Below are 16,900 nucleotides of genomic sequence, written 5' to 3'. Positions count from 1 at the left end.
CGATTGGCTCCTCTCCCGGGGTTGAAAGCATGCCCCTGCGCAAGAATATATGATAAGCAGGCGCCGCATTGTAGCAGAAGCTTCCCCTGCGGGGGACAGCTACAAGATTACCTGCACCTTCGCCGTGGCGGGCGTAACACGGTATAATTTCCGTTTTTTCTGCGAGCGAGGCGTTATGGATCATATCCAGATCAAAGGGGCACGGACCCACAACCTGAAGAACATCGACCTGGATATACCAAGGGACAAACTGATCGTCATTACCGGCCTGTCCGGCTCAGGCAAATCATCCCTGGCATTTGACACACTTTATGCCGAAGGCCAAAGGCGCTATGTGGAATCTCTGTCCACCTATGCGCGACAATTCCTGTCCATGATGGAAAAGCCGGATGTTGACCATATCGAAGGCCTGTCTCCCGCCATCTCCATTGAGCAGAAGTCAACATCACACAACCCTCGCTCAACCGTAGGCACCATCACCGAAATCTACGACTACCTCCGGTTACTTTTTGCCCGCGCCGGGGAGCCAAGGTGCCCGGATCATGACCTGCCACTGGAAGCGCAAACCGTTAGCCAGATGGTTGACCAGGTGCTCGGGATGCCGGAAAACAGCAAGCTGATGATCCTCGCACCGGTTATCCGCGATCGTAAAGGCGAACATCTCCAGATAGTGGAAACCATGCGCAGCCAGGGTTTTATCCGGCTGCGGGTCGATGGCACAGTTTACGATATCGACGATGTCCCGGCACTCGACAAAAAACGCAAACACCAGATCGACGTCGTAGTTGATCGATTTAAAGTAAAGCCCGGCCTGGAACAACGACTTGCCGAGAGTTTTGAGACAGCCCTGGGTCTGGCCGAAGGCATAGCGCTTGTCGCCGCAATGGACGGTGACAAAAACAGCAATATCGAAGAGAAAACTTTTTCTGCGAAATATGCCTGCACCCAATGCGGCTACGCCCTGAGTGAATTAGAGCCCAAGCTGTTTTCCTTCAATAATCCAGCCGGTGCCTGCCCCACATGTGATGGACTGGGTGTTAAACAGTTTTTTGATGCGGAAAAGATCATACAGCACCCTGAAGCTACCCTCGCCGCCGGCGCCATCAAAGGATGGGATCGCAGAGCAGTTTATTACTTTCAGATGCTGAGCAGCGTTGCCGAACACTATGGCATTGACCTTGAAACACCCTGGGCCGACCTACCTGAGAAGTTCCGGACTACCCTGCTCTACGGCTCCGGCACTGAGGAGATTCCATTTCGCTACGTAAATTCCCGTGGCCAAATCATGGAAAAATCCCACTCTTTCGAAGGCATCATTCCCAATCTCGAACGGCGCTACCGGGAAACTGACTCCCCAAGCGTTCGAGAAGAGCTTGCACGCAACCTCAGCACCCAGGCATGTAAGGACTGCAACGGTTCCCGACTGCGGCGCAGCGCCCGGCACGTTTTCATTGAGCAGCACAATCTGCCCGACCTGACACACCTCCCGATAGGTGAAGCTTATACCTACTTTGACCAGCTTCAGCTGCCCGGGCGCCGCGGGGAAATCGCGGAGAAAATAACCAAAGAGATCCGGCAACGTCTCCAGTTTCTGGTCAACGTCGGCCTGGAATACCTGACACTGGAGCGTAGCGCCGATACGCTCTCGGGCGGAGAAGCACAAAGAATAAGGCTGGCAAGTCAGATAGGTGCCGGGCTGGTCGGAGTGATGTACATACTGGACGAGCCCTCTATTGGCCTCCATCAACGGGACAACGACCGGCTACTGAGTACGCTCACCCACCTCCGCGACCTGGGCAATACTGTGATAGTGGTCGAACACGATGAGGACGCCATTCGTGCTGCCGACTATGTTATCGATATCGGCCCGGGCGCTGGCGTTCACGGCGGAAAGATCATCGCTCAGGGTACGCCGGCACAGATCCTTGCAAACCCCGACTCGCTGACCGGGCAATATCTCAGCGGCGCTAAAAAAATTGCAATTCCCCAAACCAGAAACAAAGGCACAGGCAAAACTCTGACCCTGACCGGAGCAACGGGTAACAACCTGCAAAATGTTACCCTCTCGCTTCCACTGGGAATAATGACTTGCGTGACCGGTGTTTCGGGCTCTGGCAAGTCAACCCTGATAAACAGCACTCTCTATCCTGTCGCAGCGACGAAACTGAACAAGGCCACCAGCCTTAGTCATTCACCTTATGAATCAATGACCGGCCTCAATGAGCTGGATAAGGTGATTGATATCGACCAGAGCCCCATTGGAAGAACACCGCGTTCAAACCCTGCAACCTACACTGGCCTGTTCACCCCCATCAGGGAGTTGTTCGCTGGTACCCAGGAAGCCCGATCAAGGGGCTACAAGCCAGGGCGCTTCTCTTTCAATGTCAAAGGAGGACGTTGCGAAGCCTGTCAGGGAGACGGAATGATAAAAGTTGAAATGCATTTCCTTCCGGATGTATATGTTCCCTGCGACGTATGCAAAGGAAAGCGCTATAACCGGGAAACCCTCGAAGTGCGCTACAAAGGAAAGAATATCCATGAAGTGCTGAGCATGACCGTTGAGGAAGGCCGGGAATTTTTTGATGCAGTACCCTTTCTTGCGAGAAAGCTACAAACTCTCATCGATGTAGGGCTTTCCTATATTCGCCTGGGTCAGAGTGCAGTGACTTTGTCTGGCGGAGAGGCTCAGCGCGTGAAACTCGCAAAAGAACTTTCTAAAAGAGATACCGGAAAAACCTTGTACATCCTGGATGAACCAACCACAGGTCTCCATTTTTACGATATACAACAACTGCTGAATGTTCTCCAGCGTCTAAGAGATCACGGCAACACCATAGTAGTTATCGAGCATAACCTTGATGTCATCAAAACCGCGGACTGGGTGATAGACCTTGGGCCAGAAGGTGGCTCTGGTGGCGGGAACATCATCGCAGAAGGCACACCAGAACAGGTTGCTGGCAACCCTGCCTCACATACCGGCCGCTATCTCAAGCAAATGCTGACAGTCTGAGGGCACGAAAAAAACCGGAGGCGTTTCCGACTCCGGTTTTTTAACGATACAACGATTTTACTCGTCGCCTTCGTCCACTTCTTCTGCTTCGATATCCAACGGACGGCCTACCAGTTCAACAAATGCCATAGGGGCATTGTCACCAGCACGGAAGCCACACTTCAGAATACGAAGGTAACCACCCGGGCGTTCGTTGTAACGGGGGCCAAGCTCATCAAACAGCTTGGCAACCGCTGCGTCGTCGCGCAGGCGAGAAAACGCCAGACGACGATTCGCTACCGAATCTTTCTTGGCGAGCGTGATCAAAGGTTCAGCTACCCGACGAAGCTCTTTGGCTTTCGGCAGCGTTGTTTTAATCAGCTCATGACCAACCAGTGACGCAGTCATGTTACGAAACATGGCCTTGCGATGCGCACTGGTCCTGCTGAACTTACGACCACTCTTACGATGACGCATTGCTCTGATTCCTTACCTTAAACTAATCGGCAATCAACCGCCCAGAACCCGGTCGTCGCCACGAAGGCTAGCCGGCGGCCAGTTATCAAGACGCATACCCAGAGACAAACCACGGGACGCCAAAACGTCCTTGATCTCGGTGAGCGACTTCTTACCAAGGTTAGGCGTCTTCAACAGCTCAACTTCTGTGCGCTGGATAAGATCGCCGATGTAGTAAATATTTTCAGCCTTCAAGCAGTTCGCTGAACGCACTGTCAACTCAAGATCATCAACCGGGCGCAGCAGAATCGGATCGATTTCTTCCTCTTCTTCAACGCGTTCTGGTTCTTTTTCATGATCAAAGTCGACAAATACCGCCAGTTGTTGCTGGAGAATCGTGGCTGCCCGGCGAATTGCTTCTTCCGGATCAATAGTGCCATTAGTCTCCAGGTCGATAACCAGCTTGTCCAGATCGGTGCGCTGCTCTACCCGTGCACTTTCCACGGAATAGGCGACACGACGAACCGGGCTAAAGGTTGCGTCCAGCTGCAGACGTCCGATTGCACGGGTTTCATCTTCATCGAGACCACGTTGATCAGCCGGCTCATAGCCACGACCACGTGCCACGCGCAAGCGCATGTTCACTTCGCCCTTCTCACTGAGATGACAAATCACGTGATCCGGGTTAGAGATCTCAACATCATGATCCAGCTTGATATCACCGGCTGTAACGACGCCCGGGCCTTTCTTGCTGAGCGTAAGCTCAGTGTCGTCCCGACCGTTCATTTTTACCGCAACGCCTTTGAGATTAAGAAGAATCTCAATAACGTCTTCCTGGACACCTTCGATTGCGCTGTACTCGTGCAAGACACCGTCGATCTGCGCTTCTGTCACGGCGCAGCCCGGCATCGAAGACAAGAGAATTCGACGCAACGCACTTCCCAAAGTATGGCCAAAGCCCCTTTCCAGAGGTTCAAGCGTTACCTTGGCGCGCGTAGGGCCAGATTCTTTTACGTCAATGGTACGAGGTGTCAATAACTCATGTACTGAACGCTGCATAGACGCCCCTATCTACTATCGTTGCTAACAGGGCTTTACTTGGAGTAAAGCTCGACGATGAGGTTCTCGTTGATGTCGGCCGGCAATTCAGTACGCTCTGGCACTGACTTGTAAACGCCGGACATCTTAGCGGCGTCGACCTCTACCCAGCTCACCGGTGAACGGCTAGAAGCAAGATCCAATGCGCCTTTAACACGCAATTGATTTCTGGCTTTTTCACGCACACTCACAACATCACCTGGCTTGACTTTGTAGGAAGCAATGTTCACTACCTTGTCATTTACCAGGATCGCCTTGTGAGAGACGAGCTGACGGGACTCAGCACGGGTAGAACCAAAACCCATGCGATATACAACGTTATCAAGGCGCGTTTCCAAAAGTTGCAGCAGGTTTTCACCGGTTGCACCTTTAAGACGAGCTGCCTCTTTATAGTAGTTGCGGAATTGCTTTTCCAGAACGCCGTAAATACGACGAACTTTCTGTTTTTCACGAAGCTGTACGCCGTATTCGGACAGACGACCGCGACGCGCACCGTGCATACCCGGTGGGGTTTCGATGTTGCACTTTGAATCCAGCGCGCGAACACCGCTCTTCAGAAAAAGATCTGTCCCTTCACGACGAGACAGCTTGCACTTCGGGCCTATATAACGAGCCATATTTCACTGTCTCCTGTGTTAGACGCGGCGCTTTTTGGGCGGACGACAACCGTTATGAGGAATCGGCGTCACATCTGTGATGTTCGTGATTTTGTAGCCGCACGAATTCAATGCGCGAACTGCAGATTCACGTCCTGGCCCGGGTCCTTTAACCTCTACGTCCAGGTTTTTAAGGCCGTATTCAGCAGCCGCGTTACCGGCTCTTTCAGCTGCTACCTGCGCAGCAAAAGGTGTACTTTTACGTGACCCACGGAAACCGGAACCACCGGAAGTGGCCCAGGACAGGACGTTGCCCTGACGGTCTGAAATGGTCACGATAGTGTTGTTGAAGGACGCGTGAATATGCGCGACGCCATCAACAACGGTCTTTTTCACCTTTTTACGGGTACGTGTACCTGGCTTTGCCATGTTTGCCTACCTGTTACTTACGAATAGGTTTGCGTGGACCTTTACGGGTGCGTGCGTTGGTCTTGGTGCGCTGACCACGGACTGGCAGTCCATGACGATGGCGCAGACCACGGTGACATCCGAGATCCTTCAAACGCTTGATGTTCATCTGTACTTCACGACGCAGATCGCCTTCAACGATAACCTTACCCACTTCAGTACGAAGTGTCTCAAGCTGCTCGTCGGACAGGTCTTTGACCTTGACGTCCGGCTTAACGCCGGTTGCATCGCAAAGCTTTTGGGCTGTTGTTCTGCCAACACCGAAAATATAGGTGAGAGAGACAACAGCATGTTTGTGATCGGGTATATTGACACCGGCTATACGTGCCATCCAAATTACTCCGCGTTCAAAGCTTTGCTGTGTGAATTTTCCGCCACTATAAAAGGGCGCGAAATAATAGCGCCTGACCCGCTACCGAGTCAAGCGCTATCATTAATACCCCTTTTACAGGCAAGGACATTTCCCGAAGGAATCAGCCTTGACGCTGTTTATGGCGAGGCTCCGAGCAAATGACTCTTACTGAGCCATTGCGACGAATTACTTTGCAGTTACGGCAAATTTTCTTTACCGAAGCGCGTACTTTCATTGTCGACTCCAGTTTTCAAGGGGAACGGGATTAACCGTTCCGACCATAGCCCTTGAGATTGGATTTCTTCATCAGCGATTCATACTGGTGGGACATCAGGTGCGACTGTACCTGAGCCATGAAATCCATCACGACGACTACAACAATCAGCAGTGAGGTGCCTCCCAGATAGAAGGGCACATTCCCGGCTACCATCAGAAACTGAGGAAACAGAGAGACTGCTGCAATGTACATTGCACCGAACAATGTCAGACGGGTCAGGACGCCATCGATATACTTGGCGGTCTGATCGCCCGGACGTATGCCCGGAATAAACGCTCCAGAGCGCTTGAGGTTATCCGCGACTTCCTTCGGGTTATACATCAACGCTGTATAGAAGAAGCAAAAGAATACGACTGCTGCTGCAAACAGAATAATGTACAACGGTTGGCTTGGAGCCAGAGCCTGGGAAACGTCACTGAGCCATTCCATGCCTTCGCCCTGACCAAACCACTGCCCCAATGACGCAGGGAACAACAGAATAGAAGAAGCGAAGATCGGTGGTATCACCCCGGCCATATTCACCTTTAACGGTAGATGGCTGGACTGCTGGGCGAAAACCTGACGACCTTGCTGACGCTTGGCGTAGTTGATTGTCAGGCGACGCTGACCACGTTCCATGAAGACTACGAAGCCAACCACCGCAATAGCAAGAACACCAATACCCAGAACCACCAACAAGCTCATTTCACCATTTCGAGCCTGCTCGAGAGTCTGACCAATTGCCCCTGGAAGTCCAGCGACGATACCAGCGAAGATCAAGAGTGAGATACCGTTTCCAACACCCCGCTCGGTGATCTGCTCACCCAGCCACATCATAAAGACTGCGCCACTAACAAAGGATACAACGGCCACGAAGTGGAAGCTGTAACTATCGTTAAAGGTGACACCTTGCGATGCCAGCCCGACGGAGATCCCAAAACCCTGAACCAAAGCCAGGATAACCGTACCATACCGCGTGTACTGGCTTATCTTGCGACGTCCAGCCTCACCCTCTTTTTTCAACTGCTCAAGCTGCGGACTGACCGCAGTCATGAGCTGCATGATAATCGAGGCCGAGATATACGGCATGATACCGAGAGCGAAGATACTCATGCGCTCGAGCGCACCACCTGAAAACATGTTGAACATACTCAGGATCGTGCCCTGATTCTGCTCAAACAGTGCTGCCAGTCGGTCGGGATTTATACCTGGCACAGGAATGTGCGCACCAATCCGGTACACCAGCAATGCCAGGAAAACAAACCAGAGCCGTGACTTCAGCTCTGCCAGTCCTTTTCCCGCGCCCGAAGGCAATGATGCGTTCTTGGCCATTTAGTCCTCGACTCGCCTTAGTCTTCGACTTTACCACCCGCGGCAGAAATTGCCTCGCGCGCGCCTTTGGTTACCCGAAGTCCCTTTACGGTCACTGCACGGTCAAGTTCGCCGGACAGAATAACCTTGGCTTCGCGAATTTCCTCACGGATGATGTCGGCCTTTTTCAGGGCGGCAAGATCCACTACATCGCCTTCAACCTTCGCCAACTCATTAAGGCGAATCTCAGCAACGTAACGTTGCTGACGTGAAGTGAAGCCAAACTTCGGCAAACGACGAGCCAGAGGCTGCTGACCACCCTCGAAACCAGGTGCAACACTGCCACCGGAACGAGATTTCAGACCTTTATGACCGCGACCGCCGGTTTTACCGAGACCGCTTCCGATACCACGACCTACGCGCCTTGCGGACGGGCGTGAACCGGGTTCCGGACTAAGTTCGTTCAGACGCATCTTAGTTCTCCTCAACCCGAACCAGGTAATCTACCCGGTTGATCATGCCGCGAATGGAAGGTGTATCTTCCACTTCAACGGTGTGACCGATTTTACGAAGACCCAGGCCTTTCACACACAGTTTGTGCTTAGGCTGACAGCCAATAGGGCTGCGGGTCAGAGTTACTTTGATCGTTTTTGCGTTCGCCATGACTTCAACCCAGAATCTCTTCGACGGATTTACCGCGCTTGGCTGCAATATCTTCAGGAGCCTGAGTGGCCTGAAGACCCTTGATGGTGGAACGTACTACGTTCACCGGGTTGGTAGACCCGTAACACTTGGAAAGTACGTTCTGAACACCTGCAACTTCAAGCACCGCGCGCATCGCACCACCGGCGATGATACCTGTACCTTCAGAGGCCGGCTGCATGTACACCTTGGAGCCACCATGCTGGGCTCGCACTGCGTACTGCAGAGTCGTACCATTAAGCGGCACATCTACCATGTTTTTACGTGCAGCTTCCATTGCCTTCTGGATAGCGACCGGCACTTCACGTGCCTTGCCGCGACCGAAGCCAACGCGCCCTTTCCCGTCACCAACAACGCTCAGTGCGGTAAACGCGAAAACGCGACCACCCTTGACCACTTTAGCGACGCGATTAACCTGAACCAGCTTTTCCTGGAGCTCAGGCGCCTTCTGATCGTTAACGCTCATCTTCTCCACCTCTTAGAATTGCAAGCCAGCTTCACGGGCTGCGTCGGCCAGAGCCTGAACACGCCCATGATAACGGTAACCGGAGCGGTCAAATGCCACCCGCTCAATACCTGCCGCCTTGGCGCGCTCAGCAATAAGCTGACCAACCTTTTTAGCGGCGTCCACGTTACCGGTTGCACCCTGGCGCAGTTCCTTATCCAACGTGGAGGCAGTGGCAATTACTTTGCTGCCATCTGCTGATGTAACCTGAGCGTACATATGACGCGGGGTGCGGTGAACGCACAAACGTGTCGAGCCCAGCTCACGGATCTTCATGCGCACTTTGCGTGCGCGACGCAATCTTTCGTTATTCGCGCTCATAGTCCCGCCTTATTTCTTCTTGGCTTCTTTACGTCTTACCTGCTCATCCGCATACCGAACACCTTTGCCTTTATAAGGCTCGGGCGGACGGAACGCGCGGATTTCCGCAGCGACGTGGCCAACCTGTTGCTTGTCGATACCGCGAATAACTACTTCCGTATTGGACGGAGTTTCTGCGGTAATCCCCTCGGGCAGCTCATATTCAACCGGGTGAGAAAAACCCAGAGTCAGATTGAGCTTCTTACCTTGTGCCTGGGCCCGATAACCTACACCGATCAGCTGGAGCTTGCGCTCGAAGCCTGCGGATACACCGGTCACCATGTTATTGACCAGCGCGCGGGTCGTACCAGCAAGAGCGCGGGACTTTTGGGCACCATCACGGGCAGCAAAGCGCAGAAGATTCTCTTCCTGCTTTACCTCAACCGCTTGGTGAATCGAAAACTGAAGTGCTCCTTTGGAGCCCTTTACACTAATTTCCTGTCCGTTTAGCTTAACCTCAACACCGGAAGGCAGCACGACAGGATTATTGGCAACCCTGGACATGTGATTCTCCTAGAATACGGTGCAGATGACTTCGCCACCCACGCCGGCAGCACGTGCAGCGCGGTCTGTCATTACGCCCTTGGACGTAGAGACAATCGCGACTCCCAGACCACCGGATACTTTCGGCAGTTCCCCAGTGCCCTTGTACTGGCGCAGGCTCGGACGACTAACCCGTTTGATCGACTCTATAACCGGCTTGCCACCGAAATACTTAAGAGTGATCGTAAGCTCGGGCTTTACGTCGGATGTAACGGAAAAATCCTCAACGTAACCTTCGTCCTTAAGGACTTGGGCCACCGAGATCTTCATCTTTGAAGACGGCATCGTAACGTCTGCTTTCGATGCCATCTGTGCGTTGCGTATACGGGTTACCATATCCGCAAGCGTATCTTGCATACTCATTAGTATGAGGCTCCTGATCTTTTTAGTTGTGCAGCGGCGTGCCGCACCGCTTACCAACAGGCATCCTGACCTGAGTCAGGACACCTATCTTACCAGCTTGCCTTGGTCAGGCCTGGAACGTCACCACGCATGCCGTATTCACGGAGTTTAATCCGGGAAAGTTCGAACTTGCGAAGAACGCCGTGAGGACGACCAGTCACCTGGCAACGATTACGAAGACGCGAAGGAGAAGCATCCCGAGGAAGCTGTTGCAGCTTCATCTGTGCATCCCAACGGTCATCATCGCTGGTATTCGGGTTCTTGATAATCGCCTTGAGCTCTGCGCGTTTCGCTGCATACTTCGCAACGGTTTGCTCACGCTTGAGCTCACGGTTTTTCATGGAAACCTTAGCCATTACTCTCGTTCCTTTATTTCTTGAACGGAAAACCGAAAGCTTTCAACAGCTCACGACCTTCATCGTCGGTCTTGGCAGTGGTGGTAATGGTGATATCAAGACCTCGGATTTTGTCGACTTTGTCGTACTCAATCTCCGGAAAGATAATCTGCTCACGCACACCCATGCTGTAGTTACCGCGCCCGTCAAAGGACTTGGGATTCAGACCGCGGAAGTCACGAATACGGGGAACCGCAATGTGAACCAGACGATCAAAGAAATCCCACATGCGTTCACCGCGCAGGGTAACCTTACAACCAATCGGCCAACCTTCACGGATTTTGAAACCCGCTACAGATTTACGTGCCTTGGTAACAACAACTTTTTGTCCTGCCAGGCGCTCTAGATCCGCGACAGCATTTTCAATCAGCTTTTTATCACCAACCGCTTCACCGACACCCATATTAAGGGTGATTTTTTCAATACGTGGCACCTGCATGATGTTCGTAAAACCGAACTCTTTCTGCAGGGCAGGTATCACTTCCTTGCTGTACTGCTCTTTCATGTTAAGCATCGTAACCACCACCGCTTACTGGTTATCGACAGCTTCTTTCGTCGCTTTGAAGATCCGCATTTTTACGCCGTCTTCCTTGGTCTGGAAGCCAACACGATCGGCTTTGCCGGTCTGCGGATTAAAAATAGCCACGTTGGAAGCCTGGATAGGTGCTTCTTTTTCGACGATGCCACCTGGGGTGCCCAGCATCGGGTTAGGCTTGGTGTGCTTCTTCATCATATTGATGCCAGAAACAATCACTTTACCATCGTCCTGAACTTTCAGGACTTTACCACGTTTACCTTTGTCTTTCCCCGTGGTGACGATTACTTCGTCATCTCGTTTAATCTTTTTCATAACCGGCCTCTGGTCCTTTAAAGTACTTCGGGTGCCAGTGAGATAATTTTCATGAACTTTTCATTACGCAGTTCACGGGTAACCGGTCCGAAGATACGGGTACCAATGGGAGCGTCCTGATTGTTCAGAAGTACCGCCGCATTGCCGTCAAAACGGATCAGCGATCCATCAGGACGACGAACACCCTTACGAGTGCGTACTACTACAGCCTTCAGGACCTGGCCCTTTTTCACTTTACCACGGGGGATGGCTTCCTTAACGGTTACCTTAATAACATCCCCTACGCTGGCATAGCGCCGGTGTGAACCGCCCAGGACCTTAATGCACATCACCTGACGCGCACCGCTGTTATCCGCGACTTCAAGCATTGTCTGAGTCTGAATCATGGTTGTTCTCCGGGCGCTTTACACCTTGGACGCATGTTCGATGACTTCAACCAGGGCCCAACTCTTGGTCTTGGAGACCGGACGGGTTTCCTGAATGGTCACTTTGTCACCGATATTGCATTGGTTGCTCTCATCATGAGCGTGGATCTTGGTTGAACGCTTCATGTACTTTCCGTACAGAGGGTGCTTTACCTGACGTTCAACCAGCACCACGATGGATTTCTCCATCTTGTTACTCACGACCTTGCCGCTAAGAGTCCTGGCAGATTGGGTAGCTTCAGTCATGTCACTTTCCTGCCTTTTCATTCAAAACTGTTTTCACGCGAGCAATATCACGCTTCACGCCGGCGAGAAGGTGAGACTGATTAAGCTGACCTGTCGCCTTGCGCATGCGCAGATTGAACTGCTCCTTCAGGAGGTCGATCAGCTCCTTGTTCAGCTCCGCGGCTGATTTTTCACGCAGCTCTGTTGCTTTCATCACATCACCGTCCTAGTTACGAAGGTGGTCTGTACCGGCAGCTTCGCCGCTGCGAGAGTGAAAGCCTCGCGTGCTATATCTTCAGCAACGCCTTCCATCTCGTAGAGCATACGGCCTGGCTGAATTTCCGCCACCCAATACTCAACAGAACCCTTACCTTTACCCATACGTACTTCAAGCGGCTTACCGGTGATCGGCTTGTCCGGGAAAACCCGGATCCAGATCTTACCGCCCCGCTTGATTTTACGAGTCATGGTACGCCGCGCCGCCTCAATCTGGCGTGCAGTTATACGTCCGCGACTCGTCGCTTTCAATCCGTATTCACCGAAGCTCACCTTGTTGGCACGGTGAGCAAGACCCGTGTTACGGCCTTTCATTACCTTGCGAAATTTGGTGCGTTTTGGTTGCAGCATAAGATTGCCCCTTTACTTAGAACCTTTCTTCCCAGAGGCTTTCTTGTCAGCACGGACTTGTTCCATACCACCAAGAATCTCACCTTTGAAGATCCATACCTTGACGCCAATTACGCCGTAAGTGGTATGCGCTTCGTAGGTTGCGTAATCAATATCTGCACGCAGTGTGTGCAGCGGAACACGACCTTCGCGATACCACTCGGAACGCGCAATCTCAGCACCCCCGAGACGACCACCAACCTGAATCTTGATACCCTTGGCGCCTTGACGCATGGCATTCTGAACCGCGCGCTTCATAGCACGACGGAACATCACACGACGCTCCAGCTGACCGGCAACGTTTTGCGCTACCAGGCGGGCATCCAGATCCGGCTTGCGGACTTCTTCGATGTTGATGTGCACAGGCACACCCATCATTGCGCCAACTTCACGACGCAAACGATCAACATCTTCACCCTTCTTACCGATAACTATACCGGGACGGGCAGTATGGATCGTGATGCGGGCGTTCTGAGCAGGGCGCTCGATCACAATCTTGCTGACAGACGCTTTTACAAGACGTTTGTCGAGGAATTCGCGAACCTGAATATCGTTCAACAGGTTCTTCGCGTATTCCTTTTTATCGGCATACCATACTGAGTTGTGCTCTTTGATCACACCCAGGCGCATGCCGGTTGGATTTACTTTATGACCCATCTGAGCATCTCCTACTTGTCGGCGACCTTGACGGTGATATGACAGGTGCGCTTCATGATTCTATCAGCGCGCCCCTTGGCTCGAGCTTTGATCCGCTTGAGCGTCGGGCCCTCATCCACCATAACGGTGGAAACCCGCAGTTCGTCAACGTCCAGACCTTCGTTATGCTCAGCGTTGGCAATGGCGGACTCAAGAGCTTTCTTGATAATCACCGCTGCCTTCTTAGGGCTGAAAGTCAGAATGTTTAGGGCGTCCTCAACAGCCTTGCCGCGAACTTGATCGGCAACAAGACGAGCTTTCTGAGCTGAGAGGCGAGCGCCCTTATACTTGGCTGCTACTTCCATTTCTATTCCCCTCACAATCAGCGTTTAGCTTTCTTGTCGGCCGAATGGCCGCGATAAGTACGCGTTGCCGCGAACTCACCCAGTTTATGCCCGACCATATCTTCGGTCACATAAACCGGCACGTGCTGCCTTCCGTTGTGGACTGCAATGGTCAAACCTACGAACTCTGGGAAGATCGTTGAACGACGGGACCAGGTCTTGATCGGCCGCTTGTCGTTCGCTTCCAGAGCTGCTTCGACCTTCTTCAACAGATGCAGGTCTATAAAAGGACCTTTCTTTAAAGAACGTGGCACAGCATTTACCTCTATGTAGTCGTTTACTTGGCTGAACGACGACGTACTATCATTTTGTCAGTACGTTTGTTCTTACGAGTCTTATGCCCTTTGGTCGGAACACCCCACGGAGTAACCGGGTGACGCCCGCCAGAGGTACGCCCTTCACCACCACCATGCGGGTGGTCAACTGGGTTCATAGCAACACCACGTACTGTTGGACGCTTGCCACGCCAACGTGATGCACCCGCTTTACCAAGCCGCTTGAGACTGTGCTCACTATTGGATACTTCACCCAATGTGGCACGACAATCAACAAGCACCTTACGCATTTCACCTGAACGCAGGCGGATAGTCGCATAAGCGCCTTCCCGAGCAACCAGCTGTACGGATGCGCCCGCGGAGCGAGCCAGCTGTGCACCTTTGCCAGGCTTGAGCTCAACGCAATGAACCACAGAACCCACTGGAATATTTCGCAGTGGCAATGTGCTTCCGACCTTGATCGGCGCGTCGATTCCTGAACGCACAGGATCTCCAACCTGCATACCTTTAGGAGCGATAATGTAACGACGCTCGCCATCGGCATACTTGATCAAAGCGATGTGCGCTGAGCGGTTAGGATCGTATTCAATGCGTTCAATTGACGCAGGAATACCATCTTTGGTCCGCTTGAAGTCAATGATACGGTAGTGCTGTTTATGTCCACCACCAATATGCCGGGTAGTAATGCGGCCAGCATTGTTACGACCACCCGACTTGCTTTGTGATTCGACCAACGGTTCGTAAGGGCGCCCTTTATACAAATCCGGGTTGTAAAGCTTTACAACGTGACGGCGTCCGGCAGATGTTGGTTTGGTTTTGACGATCGGCATATTACGACCCCTTTACCTTATTCCACATCCAGAAAATCGATGTCCTGACCTTCTGCCAGCTTAACGTAAGCCTTACGAATGTCATTACGCTTGCCGAACCCGCGGGCAGTGCGTTTAAGCTTGCCCTTACGATTCAGAACCTGAACACCTTCTACGGTGACGTTGAACAACTGCTCAACAGCCTTCTTGATCTCTGGCTTGGAGGCATCCGGGGCAACCCGGAAAACTACCTGACCATGCTCAGCAACCAGAGAAGCCTTCTCCGATACGTGCGGCCCCAAAAGGACCTTATAAATACGCTCCTGATTCATCCCAGCATCTCCTCGATCTTCTTCAGAGCGGGAACAGTCACCACGACTTTCTCGAAGGCAACCAGGCTAACCGGATCCAGACCCGCAACATCACGCACATCAACGTGAGGAACGTTACGGGAGGCCAGATGCAGGTTGTGCTCAACACTATCCGTAAGAATCAACGCATTGGAGATGCCCAGGTCTGCCATTTTGGCGGCAAACACTTTGGTTTTGGGTGCATCGACAGCGAAGTCATCTACCAGAACCAGACGTTCCTGACGAACGAGTTCGGAGAAGATAGAGCACATAGCAGCACGGTACATCTTGCGGTTTACCTTTTGCTCAAAGCTACGAGGCTTTGCAGCGAAGGTCACACCACCAGAGCGCCAAATCGGGCTGCGAATAGTACCAGCACGGGCACGACCCGTACCCTTCTGACGCCACGGCTTCTTACCGCCACCGCTGACTTCTGAACGGGTTTTCTGAGCCTTGGTACCCTGGCGGCCAGCTGCCATATAAGCAGTGACTACCTGATGAACCAACGACTCGTTAAAATCTTTCGCGAAAGCAGTCTCGGAAACTGTAACTTCCTTACCGCTACCTGTAATAGTCAATTCCATCGAACCGCTCCTCAGGCTTTAACAGCAGGCTTGATGACAACATCGCCGCCAGTTGCGCCAGGTACGGCACCACTAACCAGCAGAAGGTTGCGCTCAGCGTCGACACGGACAATTTTCAGGTTCTGCACTGTAACTTGCACATTACCCATTTGACCCGCCATCTTCTTGCCTTTGAATACCTTGCCCGGAGTCTGGTTCTGACCAATAGAACCCGGAGCACGGTGAGACAGTGAGTTACCGTGCGTGGCATCCTGCATGGAAAAGTTCCAGCGCTTTACACCGCCCTGAAAACCTTTACCTTTGGATGTACCGGTAGCATCAACAACCTGACCGTCTTCAAAAACTGAAGCTGTAATTTCATTGCCAGCGGCCAGGTCTTCACCTTCACCATCTGCCAGACGAAACTCCCATACGCTACGACCCGCTTCTACGCCGGCTTTTGCGAAATGGCCTGCTGCACTCTTGTTAACGCGAGAGGAACGACGCGAACCCACGGTTACCTGAACCGCGCGATAGCCGTCATTTTCAAGGGTCTTGAGTTGGGTGATACGGTTAGGTTCAACCTCAATCACCGTTACGGGCAACGCTTGCCCGTCTTCCGTAAAAATACGGGTCATACCGGCCTTGCGACCGACAATACCAATTGCCATGTTTCACCTCTAAGTGTACGGGGCTCTCACCCTCTATGGCCTTAGGACAGTTACACAGGTTAATACCTGGCGGCATTAACCGAGGCTGATCTGAACGTCTACACCTGCTGCCAGGTCTAACTTCATCAAAGCATCTACTGTCTTTTCCGTTGGCTCAACAATGTCGAGCAAACGCTTGTGGGTACGAATTTCATACTGATCGCGCGCATCTTTATTGACGTGCGGGGAAACCAGAATGGTGAACTTTTCCTTGCGCGTAGGCAGAGGAATAGGTCCACGCACTTGAGCGCCGGTCCGCTTTGCGGTATCGACAATCTCCTGTGTGGACTGGTCGATCAGGCGATAATCAAACGCCTTCAACCGGATCCGAATCTTTTGGCTTTGCATGTTGCACCAAACTCCACTCGTAGCAGCGAAACCTTTCGCTGACCTTCAAAAAAAGGAGCCGCATTGTATGCAGAATAAACAACCCTGTCAACAGCCACGCCAGACAACCTGACTGAACCATACATTGCAACTAAAACAGAAAAAGGGGCTGATCAAATCAGCCCCTTTTCCAGATCAAACGAGCAGATTACTCGATAATCTTCGCT

29 protein-coding genes are annotated in these 16,900 nt (G+C 52.3%); 1 reads left to right on the top strand and 28 read right to left on the bottom strand.

Annotation, left to right across the window (positions count from 1 at the left end; translation table 11 throughout):
* The first annotated feature begins 175 nt into the window (after positions 1 to 175).
* A complete protein-coding gene (gene uvrA, locus DS878_RS14660; RefSeq protein ID WP_113816857.1) occupies positions 176 to 3,010 on the top strand; it encodes an excinuclease ABC subunit UvrA in 2,835 nt (944 codons plus the stop codon).
* Between the two features lie 57 nt (positions 3,011 to 3,067).
* Here the strand turns inward: uvrA and rplQ are convergent, their stop codons facing one another.
* From rplQ to rpsJ, 28 genes are all read right to left on the bottom strand, one after another.
* Complete coding sequence (gene rplQ / locus DS878_RS14655) at positions 3,068 to 3,466, bottom strand: 50S ribosomal protein L17 (RefSeq protein WP_096784129.1); 399 nt, start codon at positions 3,464 to 3,466, stop codon at positions 3,068 to 3,070.
* 33 nt (positions 3,467 to 3,499) lie between these two features.
* Entirely contained in the window at positions 3,500 to 4,504 is a 1,005-nt protein-coding gene (locus DS878_RS14650; protein ID WP_113816745.1) for a DNA-directed RNA polymerase subunit alpha, read from the bottom strand.
* Between the two features lie 35 nt (positions 4,505 to 4,539).
* Positions 4,540 to 5,160, bottom strand: coding sequence for a 30S ribosomal protein S4 (gene rpsD / locus DS878_RS14645; protein WP_113816744.1), 621 nt, complete (start codon positions 5,158 to 5,160; stop codon positions 4,540 to 4,542).
* Positions 5,161 to 5,178: 18 nt separating this feature from the next.
* Positions 5,179 to 5,568, bottom strand: coding sequence for a 30S ribosomal protein S11 (gene rpsK / locus DS878_RS14640; RefSeq protein WP_044387623.1), 390 nt, complete (start codon positions 5,566 to 5,568; stop codon positions 5,179 to 5,181).
* A 13-nt stretch (positions 5,569 to 5,581) separates the two neighbouring features.
* On the bottom strand, positions 5,582 to 5,938 hold the full coding sequence (gene rpsM, locus DS878_RS14635; RefSeq protein WP_113816743.1) for a 30S ribosomal protein S13: 357 nt from the start codon (positions 5,936 to 5,938) through the stop codon (positions 5,582 to 5,584).
* Positions 5,939 to 6,080: 142 nt separating this feature from the next.
* A complete protein-coding gene (gene rpmJ, locus DS878_RS14630; RefSeq protein ID WP_008174902.1) occupies positions 6,081 to 6,194 on the bottom strand; it encodes a 50S ribosomal protein L36 in 114 nt (37 codons plus the stop codon).
* A 30-nt stretch (positions 6,195 to 6,224) separates the two neighbouring features.
* Positions 6,225 to 7,547 (bottom strand): preprotein translocase subunit SecY, encoded by a 1,323-nt coding sequence (gene secY / locus DS878_RS14625; protein WP_113816742.1) that lies wholly within the window; start codon positions 7,545 to 7,547, stop codon positions 6,225 to 6,227.
* Positions 7,548 to 7,564: 17 nt separating this feature from the next.
* Positions 7,565 to 7,999 carry a 50S ribosomal protein L15 gene (gene rplO, locus DS878_RS14620; RefSeq protein WP_113816741.1) on the bottom strand — a complete coding sequence of 145 codons (435 nt, stop codon included), beginning with the start codon at positions 7,997 to 7,999 and terminating at the stop codon, positions 7,565 to 7,567.
* A 1-nt stretch (position 8,000) separates the two neighbouring features.
* Positions 8,001 to 8,189: a 50S ribosomal protein L30 gene (gene rpmD / locus DS878_RS14615; RefSeq protein WP_012139786.1), complete on the bottom strand. Its 189-nt coding sequence runs from the start codon at positions 8,187 to 8,189 to the stop codon at positions 8,001 to 8,003.
* A gap of 4 nt (positions 8,190 to 8,193) precedes the next feature.
* On the bottom strand, positions 8,194 to 8,694 hold the full coding sequence (gene rpsE / locus DS878_RS14610; protein WP_113816740.1) for a 30S ribosomal protein S5: 501 nt from the start codon (positions 8,692 to 8,694) through the stop codon (positions 8,194 to 8,196).
* Between the two features lie 12 nt (positions 8,695 to 8,706).
* Positions 8,707 to 9,054, bottom strand: a complete 348-nt coding sequence (rplR, locus tag DS878_RS14605; protein WP_113816739.1) for a 50S ribosomal protein L18 — start codon at positions 9,052 to 9,054, stop codon at positions 8,707 to 8,709.
* Between the two features lie 9 nt (positions 9,055 to 9,063).
* Entirely contained in the window at positions 9,064 to 9,597 is a 534-nt protein-coding gene (rplF, locus tag DS878_RS14600) for a 50S ribosomal protein L6 (RefSeq protein WP_113816738.1), read from the bottom strand.
* A gap of 9 nt (positions 9,598 to 9,606) precedes the next feature.
* The gene (rpsH, locus tag DS878_RS14595; protein WP_113816737.1) at positions 9,607 to 9,999 is read right to left on the bottom strand and encodes a 30S ribosomal protein S8; all 393 of its coding nucleotides are present in this window, start codon (positions 9,997 to 9,999) and stop codon (positions 9,607 to 9,609) included.
* Between the two features lie 89 nt (positions 10,000 to 10,088).
* Positions 10,089 to 10,394 (bottom strand): 30S ribosomal protein S14, encoded by a 306-nt coding sequence (gene rpsN / locus DS878_RS14590; protein WP_100641172.1) that lies wholly within the window; start codon positions 10,392 to 10,394, stop codon positions 10,089 to 10,091.
* A 13-nt stretch (positions 10,395 to 10,407) separates the two neighbouring features.
* Complete coding sequence (rplE, locus tag DS878_RS14585; RefSeq protein WP_113816736.1) at positions 10,408 to 10,947, bottom strand: 50S ribosomal protein L5; 540 nt, start codon at positions 10,945 to 10,947, stop codon at positions 10,408 to 10,410.
* Positions 10,948 to 10,962: 15 nt separating this feature from the next.
* Positions 10,963 to 11,283 carry a 50S ribosomal protein L24 gene (gene rplX, locus DS878_RS14580; RefSeq protein WP_113816735.1) on the bottom strand — a complete coding sequence of 107 codons (321 nt, stop codon included), beginning with the start codon at positions 11,281 to 11,283 and terminating at the stop codon, positions 10,963 to 10,965.
* Between the two features lie 17 nt (positions 11,284 to 11,300).
* Entirely contained in the window at positions 11,301 to 11,669 is a 369-nt protein-coding gene (rplN, locus tag DS878_RS14575; protein ID WP_012139776.1) for a 50S ribosomal protein L14, read from the bottom strand.
* An 18-nt stretch (positions 11,670 to 11,687) separates the two neighbouring features.
* The gene (rpsQ, locus tag DS878_RS14570) at positions 11,688 to 11,954 is read right to left on the bottom strand and encodes a 30S ribosomal protein S17 (RefSeq protein ID WP_113816734.1); all 267 of its coding nucleotides are present in this window, start codon (positions 11,952 to 11,954) and stop codon (positions 11,688 to 11,690) included.
* A gap of 1 nt (position 11,955) precedes the next feature.
* Entirely contained in the window at positions 11,956 to 12,147 is a 192-nt protein-coding gene (rpmC, locus tag DS878_RS14565) for a 50S ribosomal protein L29 (protein WP_096784142.1), read from the bottom strand.
* The gene (gene rplP / locus DS878_RS14560) at positions 12,147 to 12,560 is read right to left on the bottom strand and encodes a 50S ribosomal protein L16 (protein ID WP_071267348.1); all 414 of its coding nucleotides are present in this window, start codon (positions 12,558 to 12,560) and stop codon (positions 12,147 to 12,149) included. The genes rpmC and rplP overlap by 1 nt, the downstream gene beginning before the upstream one ends.
* Before the next feature lie 12 nt (positions 12,561 to 12,572).
* Complete coding sequence (gene rpsC, locus DS878_RS14555; RefSeq protein WP_096784143.1) at positions 12,573 to 13,256, bottom strand: 30S ribosomal protein S3; 684 nt, start codon at positions 13,254 to 13,256, stop codon at positions 12,573 to 12,575.
* Between the two features lie 11 nt (positions 13,257 to 13,267).
* Positions 13,268 to 13,600, bottom strand: coding sequence for a 50S ribosomal protein L22 (rplV, locus tag DS878_RS14550; protein WP_096784144.1), 333 nt, complete (start codon positions 13,598 to 13,600; stop codon positions 13,268 to 13,270).
* A gap of 17 nt (positions 13,601 to 13,617) precedes the next feature.
* The gene (rpsS, locus tag DS878_RS14545; protein ID WP_096784145.1) at positions 13,618 to 13,893 is read right to left on the bottom strand and encodes a 30S ribosomal protein S19; all 276 of its coding nucleotides are present in this window, start codon (positions 13,891 to 13,893) and stop codon (positions 13,618 to 13,620) included.
* A 23-nt stretch (positions 13,894 to 13,916) separates the two neighbouring features.
* Positions 13,917 to 14,744, bottom strand: a complete 828-nt coding sequence (gene rplB, locus DS878_RS14540; RefSeq protein ID WP_113816733.1) for a 50S ribosomal protein L2 — start codon at positions 14,742 to 14,744, stop codon at positions 13,917 to 13,919.
* 17 nt (positions 14,745 to 14,761) lie between these two features.
* Positions 14,762 to 15,055 carry a 50S ribosomal protein L23 gene (gene rplW, locus DS878_RS14535; protein WP_096784147.1) on the bottom strand — a complete coding sequence of 98 codons (294 nt, stop codon included), beginning with the start codon at positions 15,053 to 15,055 and terminating at the stop codon, positions 14,762 to 14,764.
* On the bottom strand, positions 15,052 to 15,657 hold the full coding sequence (rplD, locus tag DS878_RS14530) for a 50S ribosomal protein L4 (protein WP_113816732.1): 606 nt from the start codon (positions 15,655 to 15,657) through the stop codon (positions 15,052 to 15,054). The genes rplW and rplD overlap by 4 nt, the downstream gene beginning before the upstream one ends.
* Positions 15,658 to 15,668: 11 nt before the next feature.
* Complete coding sequence (gene rplC / locus DS878_RS14525) at positions 15,669 to 16,307, bottom strand: 50S ribosomal protein L3 (RefSeq protein ID WP_113816731.1); 639 nt, start codon at positions 16,305 to 16,307, stop codon at positions 15,669 to 15,671.
* 75 nt (positions 16,308 to 16,382) lie between these two features.
* Entirely contained in the window at positions 16,383 to 16,694 is a 312-nt protein-coding gene (gene rpsJ / locus DS878_RS14520) for a 30S ribosomal protein S10 (RefSeq protein WP_007350503.1), read from the bottom strand.
* Positions 16,695 to 16,900 lie beyond the last annotated feature (206 nt).

Source organism: Marinobacter sp. F3R11 (assembly GCF_003318275.1).
Classification (GTDB): Bacteria; Pseudomonadota; Gammaproteobacteria; order Pseudomonadales; family Oleiphilaceae; genus Marinobacter.
This window is presented reverse-complemented; position numbering and strand designations above follow the sequence as displayed.

Bases quoted from the DNA above. Each gene is read 5' to 3' on its own strand.
- uvrA (WP_113816857.1), top strand. From the start codon at position 176: ATGGATCATATCCAGATCAAAGGGGCACGGACCCACAACCTGAAGAAC.
- rplQ (WP_096784129.1), bottom strand. From the start codon at position 3,466: ATGCGTCATCGTAAGAGTGGTCGTAAGTTCAGCAGGACCAGTGCGCAT.
- DS878_RS14650 (WP_113816745.1), bottom strand. From the start codon at position 4,504: ATGCAGCGTTCAGTACATGAGTTATTGACACCTCGTACCATTGACGTA.
- rpsD (WP_113816744.1), bottom strand. From the start codon at position 5,160: ATGGCTCGTTATATAGGCCCGAAGTGCAAGCTGTCTCGTCGTGAAGGG.
- rpsK (WP_044387623.1), bottom strand. From the start codon at position 5,568: ATGGCAAAGCCAGGTACACGTACCCGTAAAAAGGTGAAAAAGACCGTT.
- rpsM (WP_113816743.1), bottom strand. From the start codon at position 5,938: ATGGCACGTATAGCCGGTGTCAATATACCCGATCACAAACATGCTGTT.
- rpmJ (WP_008174902.1), bottom strand. From the start codon at position 6,194: ATGAAAGTACGCGCTTCGGTAAAGAAAATTTGCCGTAACTGCAAAGTA.
- secY (WP_113816742.1), bottom strand. From the start codon at position 7,547: ATGGCCAAGAACGCATCATTGCCTTCGGGCGCGGGAAAAGGACTGGCA.
- rplO (WP_113816741.1), bottom strand. From the start codon at position 7,999: ATGCGTCTGAACGAACTTAGTCCGGAACCCGGTTCACGCCCGTCCGCA.
- rpmD (WP_012139786.1), bottom strand. From the start codon at position 8,189: ATGGCGAACGCAAAAACGATCAAAGTAACTCTGACCCGCAGCCCTATT.
- rpsE (WP_113816740.1), bottom strand. From the start codon at position 8,694: ATGAGCGTTAACGATCAGAAGGCGCCTGAGCTCCAGGAAAAGCTGGTT.
- rplR (WP_113816739.1), bottom strand. From the start codon at position 9,054: ATGAGCGCGAATAACGAAAGATTGCGTCGCGCACGCAAAGTGCGCATG.
- rplF (WP_113816738.1), bottom strand. From the start codon at position 9,597: ATGTCCAGGGTTGCCAATAATCCTGTCGTGCTGCCTTCCGGTGTTGAG.
- rpsH (WP_113816737.1), bottom strand. From the start codon at position 9,999: ATGAGTATGCAAGATACGCTTGCGGATATGGTAACCCGTATACGCAAC.
- rpsN (WP_100641172.1), bottom strand. From the start codon at position 10,394: ATGGCTAAGGTTTCCATGAAAAACCGTGAGCTCAAGCGTGAGCAAACC.
- rplE (WP_113816736.1), bottom strand. From the start codon at position 10,947: ATGCTTAACATGAAAGAGCAGTACAGCAAGGAAGTGATACCTGCCCTG.
- rplX (WP_113816735.1), bottom strand. From the start codon at position 11,283: ATGAAAAAGATTAAACGAGATGACGAAGTAATCGTCACCACGGGGAAA.
- rplN (WP_012139776.1), bottom strand. From the start codon at position 11,669: ATGATTCAGACTCAGACAATGCTTGAAGTCGCGGATAACAGCGGTGCG.
- rpsQ (WP_113816734.1), bottom strand. From the start codon at position 11,954: ATGACTGAAGCTACCCAATCTGCCAGGACTCTTAGCGGCAAGGTCGTG.
- rpmC (WP_096784142.1), bottom strand. From the start codon at position 12,147: ATGAAAGCAACAGAGCTGCGTGAAAAATCAGCCGCGGAGCTGAACAAG.
- rplP (WP_071267348.1), bottom strand. From the start codon at position 12,560: ATGCTGCAACCAAAACGCACCAAATTTCGCAAGGTAATGAAAGGCCGT.
- rpsC (WP_096784143.1), bottom strand. From the start codon at position 13,256: ATGGGTCATAAAGTAAATCCAACCGGCATGCGCCTGGGTGTGATCAAA.
- rplV (WP_096784144.1), bottom strand. From the start codon at position 13,600: ATGGAAGTAGCAGCCAAGTATAAGGGCGCTCGCCTCTCAGCTCAGAAA.
- rplB (WP_113816733.1), bottom strand. From the start codon at position 14,744: ATGCCGATCGTCAAAACCAAACCAACATCTGCCGGACGCCGTCACGTT.
- rplW (WP_096784147.1), bottom strand. From the start codon at position 15,055: ATGAATCAGGAGCGTATTTATAAGGTCCTTTTGGGGCCGCACGTATCG.
- rplD (WP_113816732.1), bottom strand. From the start codon at position 15,657: ATGGAATTGACTATTACAGGTAGCGGTAAGGAAGTTACAGTTTCCGAG.
- rplC (WP_113816731.1), bottom strand. From the start codon at position 16,307: ATGGCAATTGGTATTGTCGGTCGCAAGGCCGGTATGACCCGTATTTTT.
- rpsJ (WP_007350503.1), bottom strand. From the start codon at position 16,694: ATGCAAAGCCAAAAGATTCGGATCCGGTTGAAGGCGTTTGATTATCGC.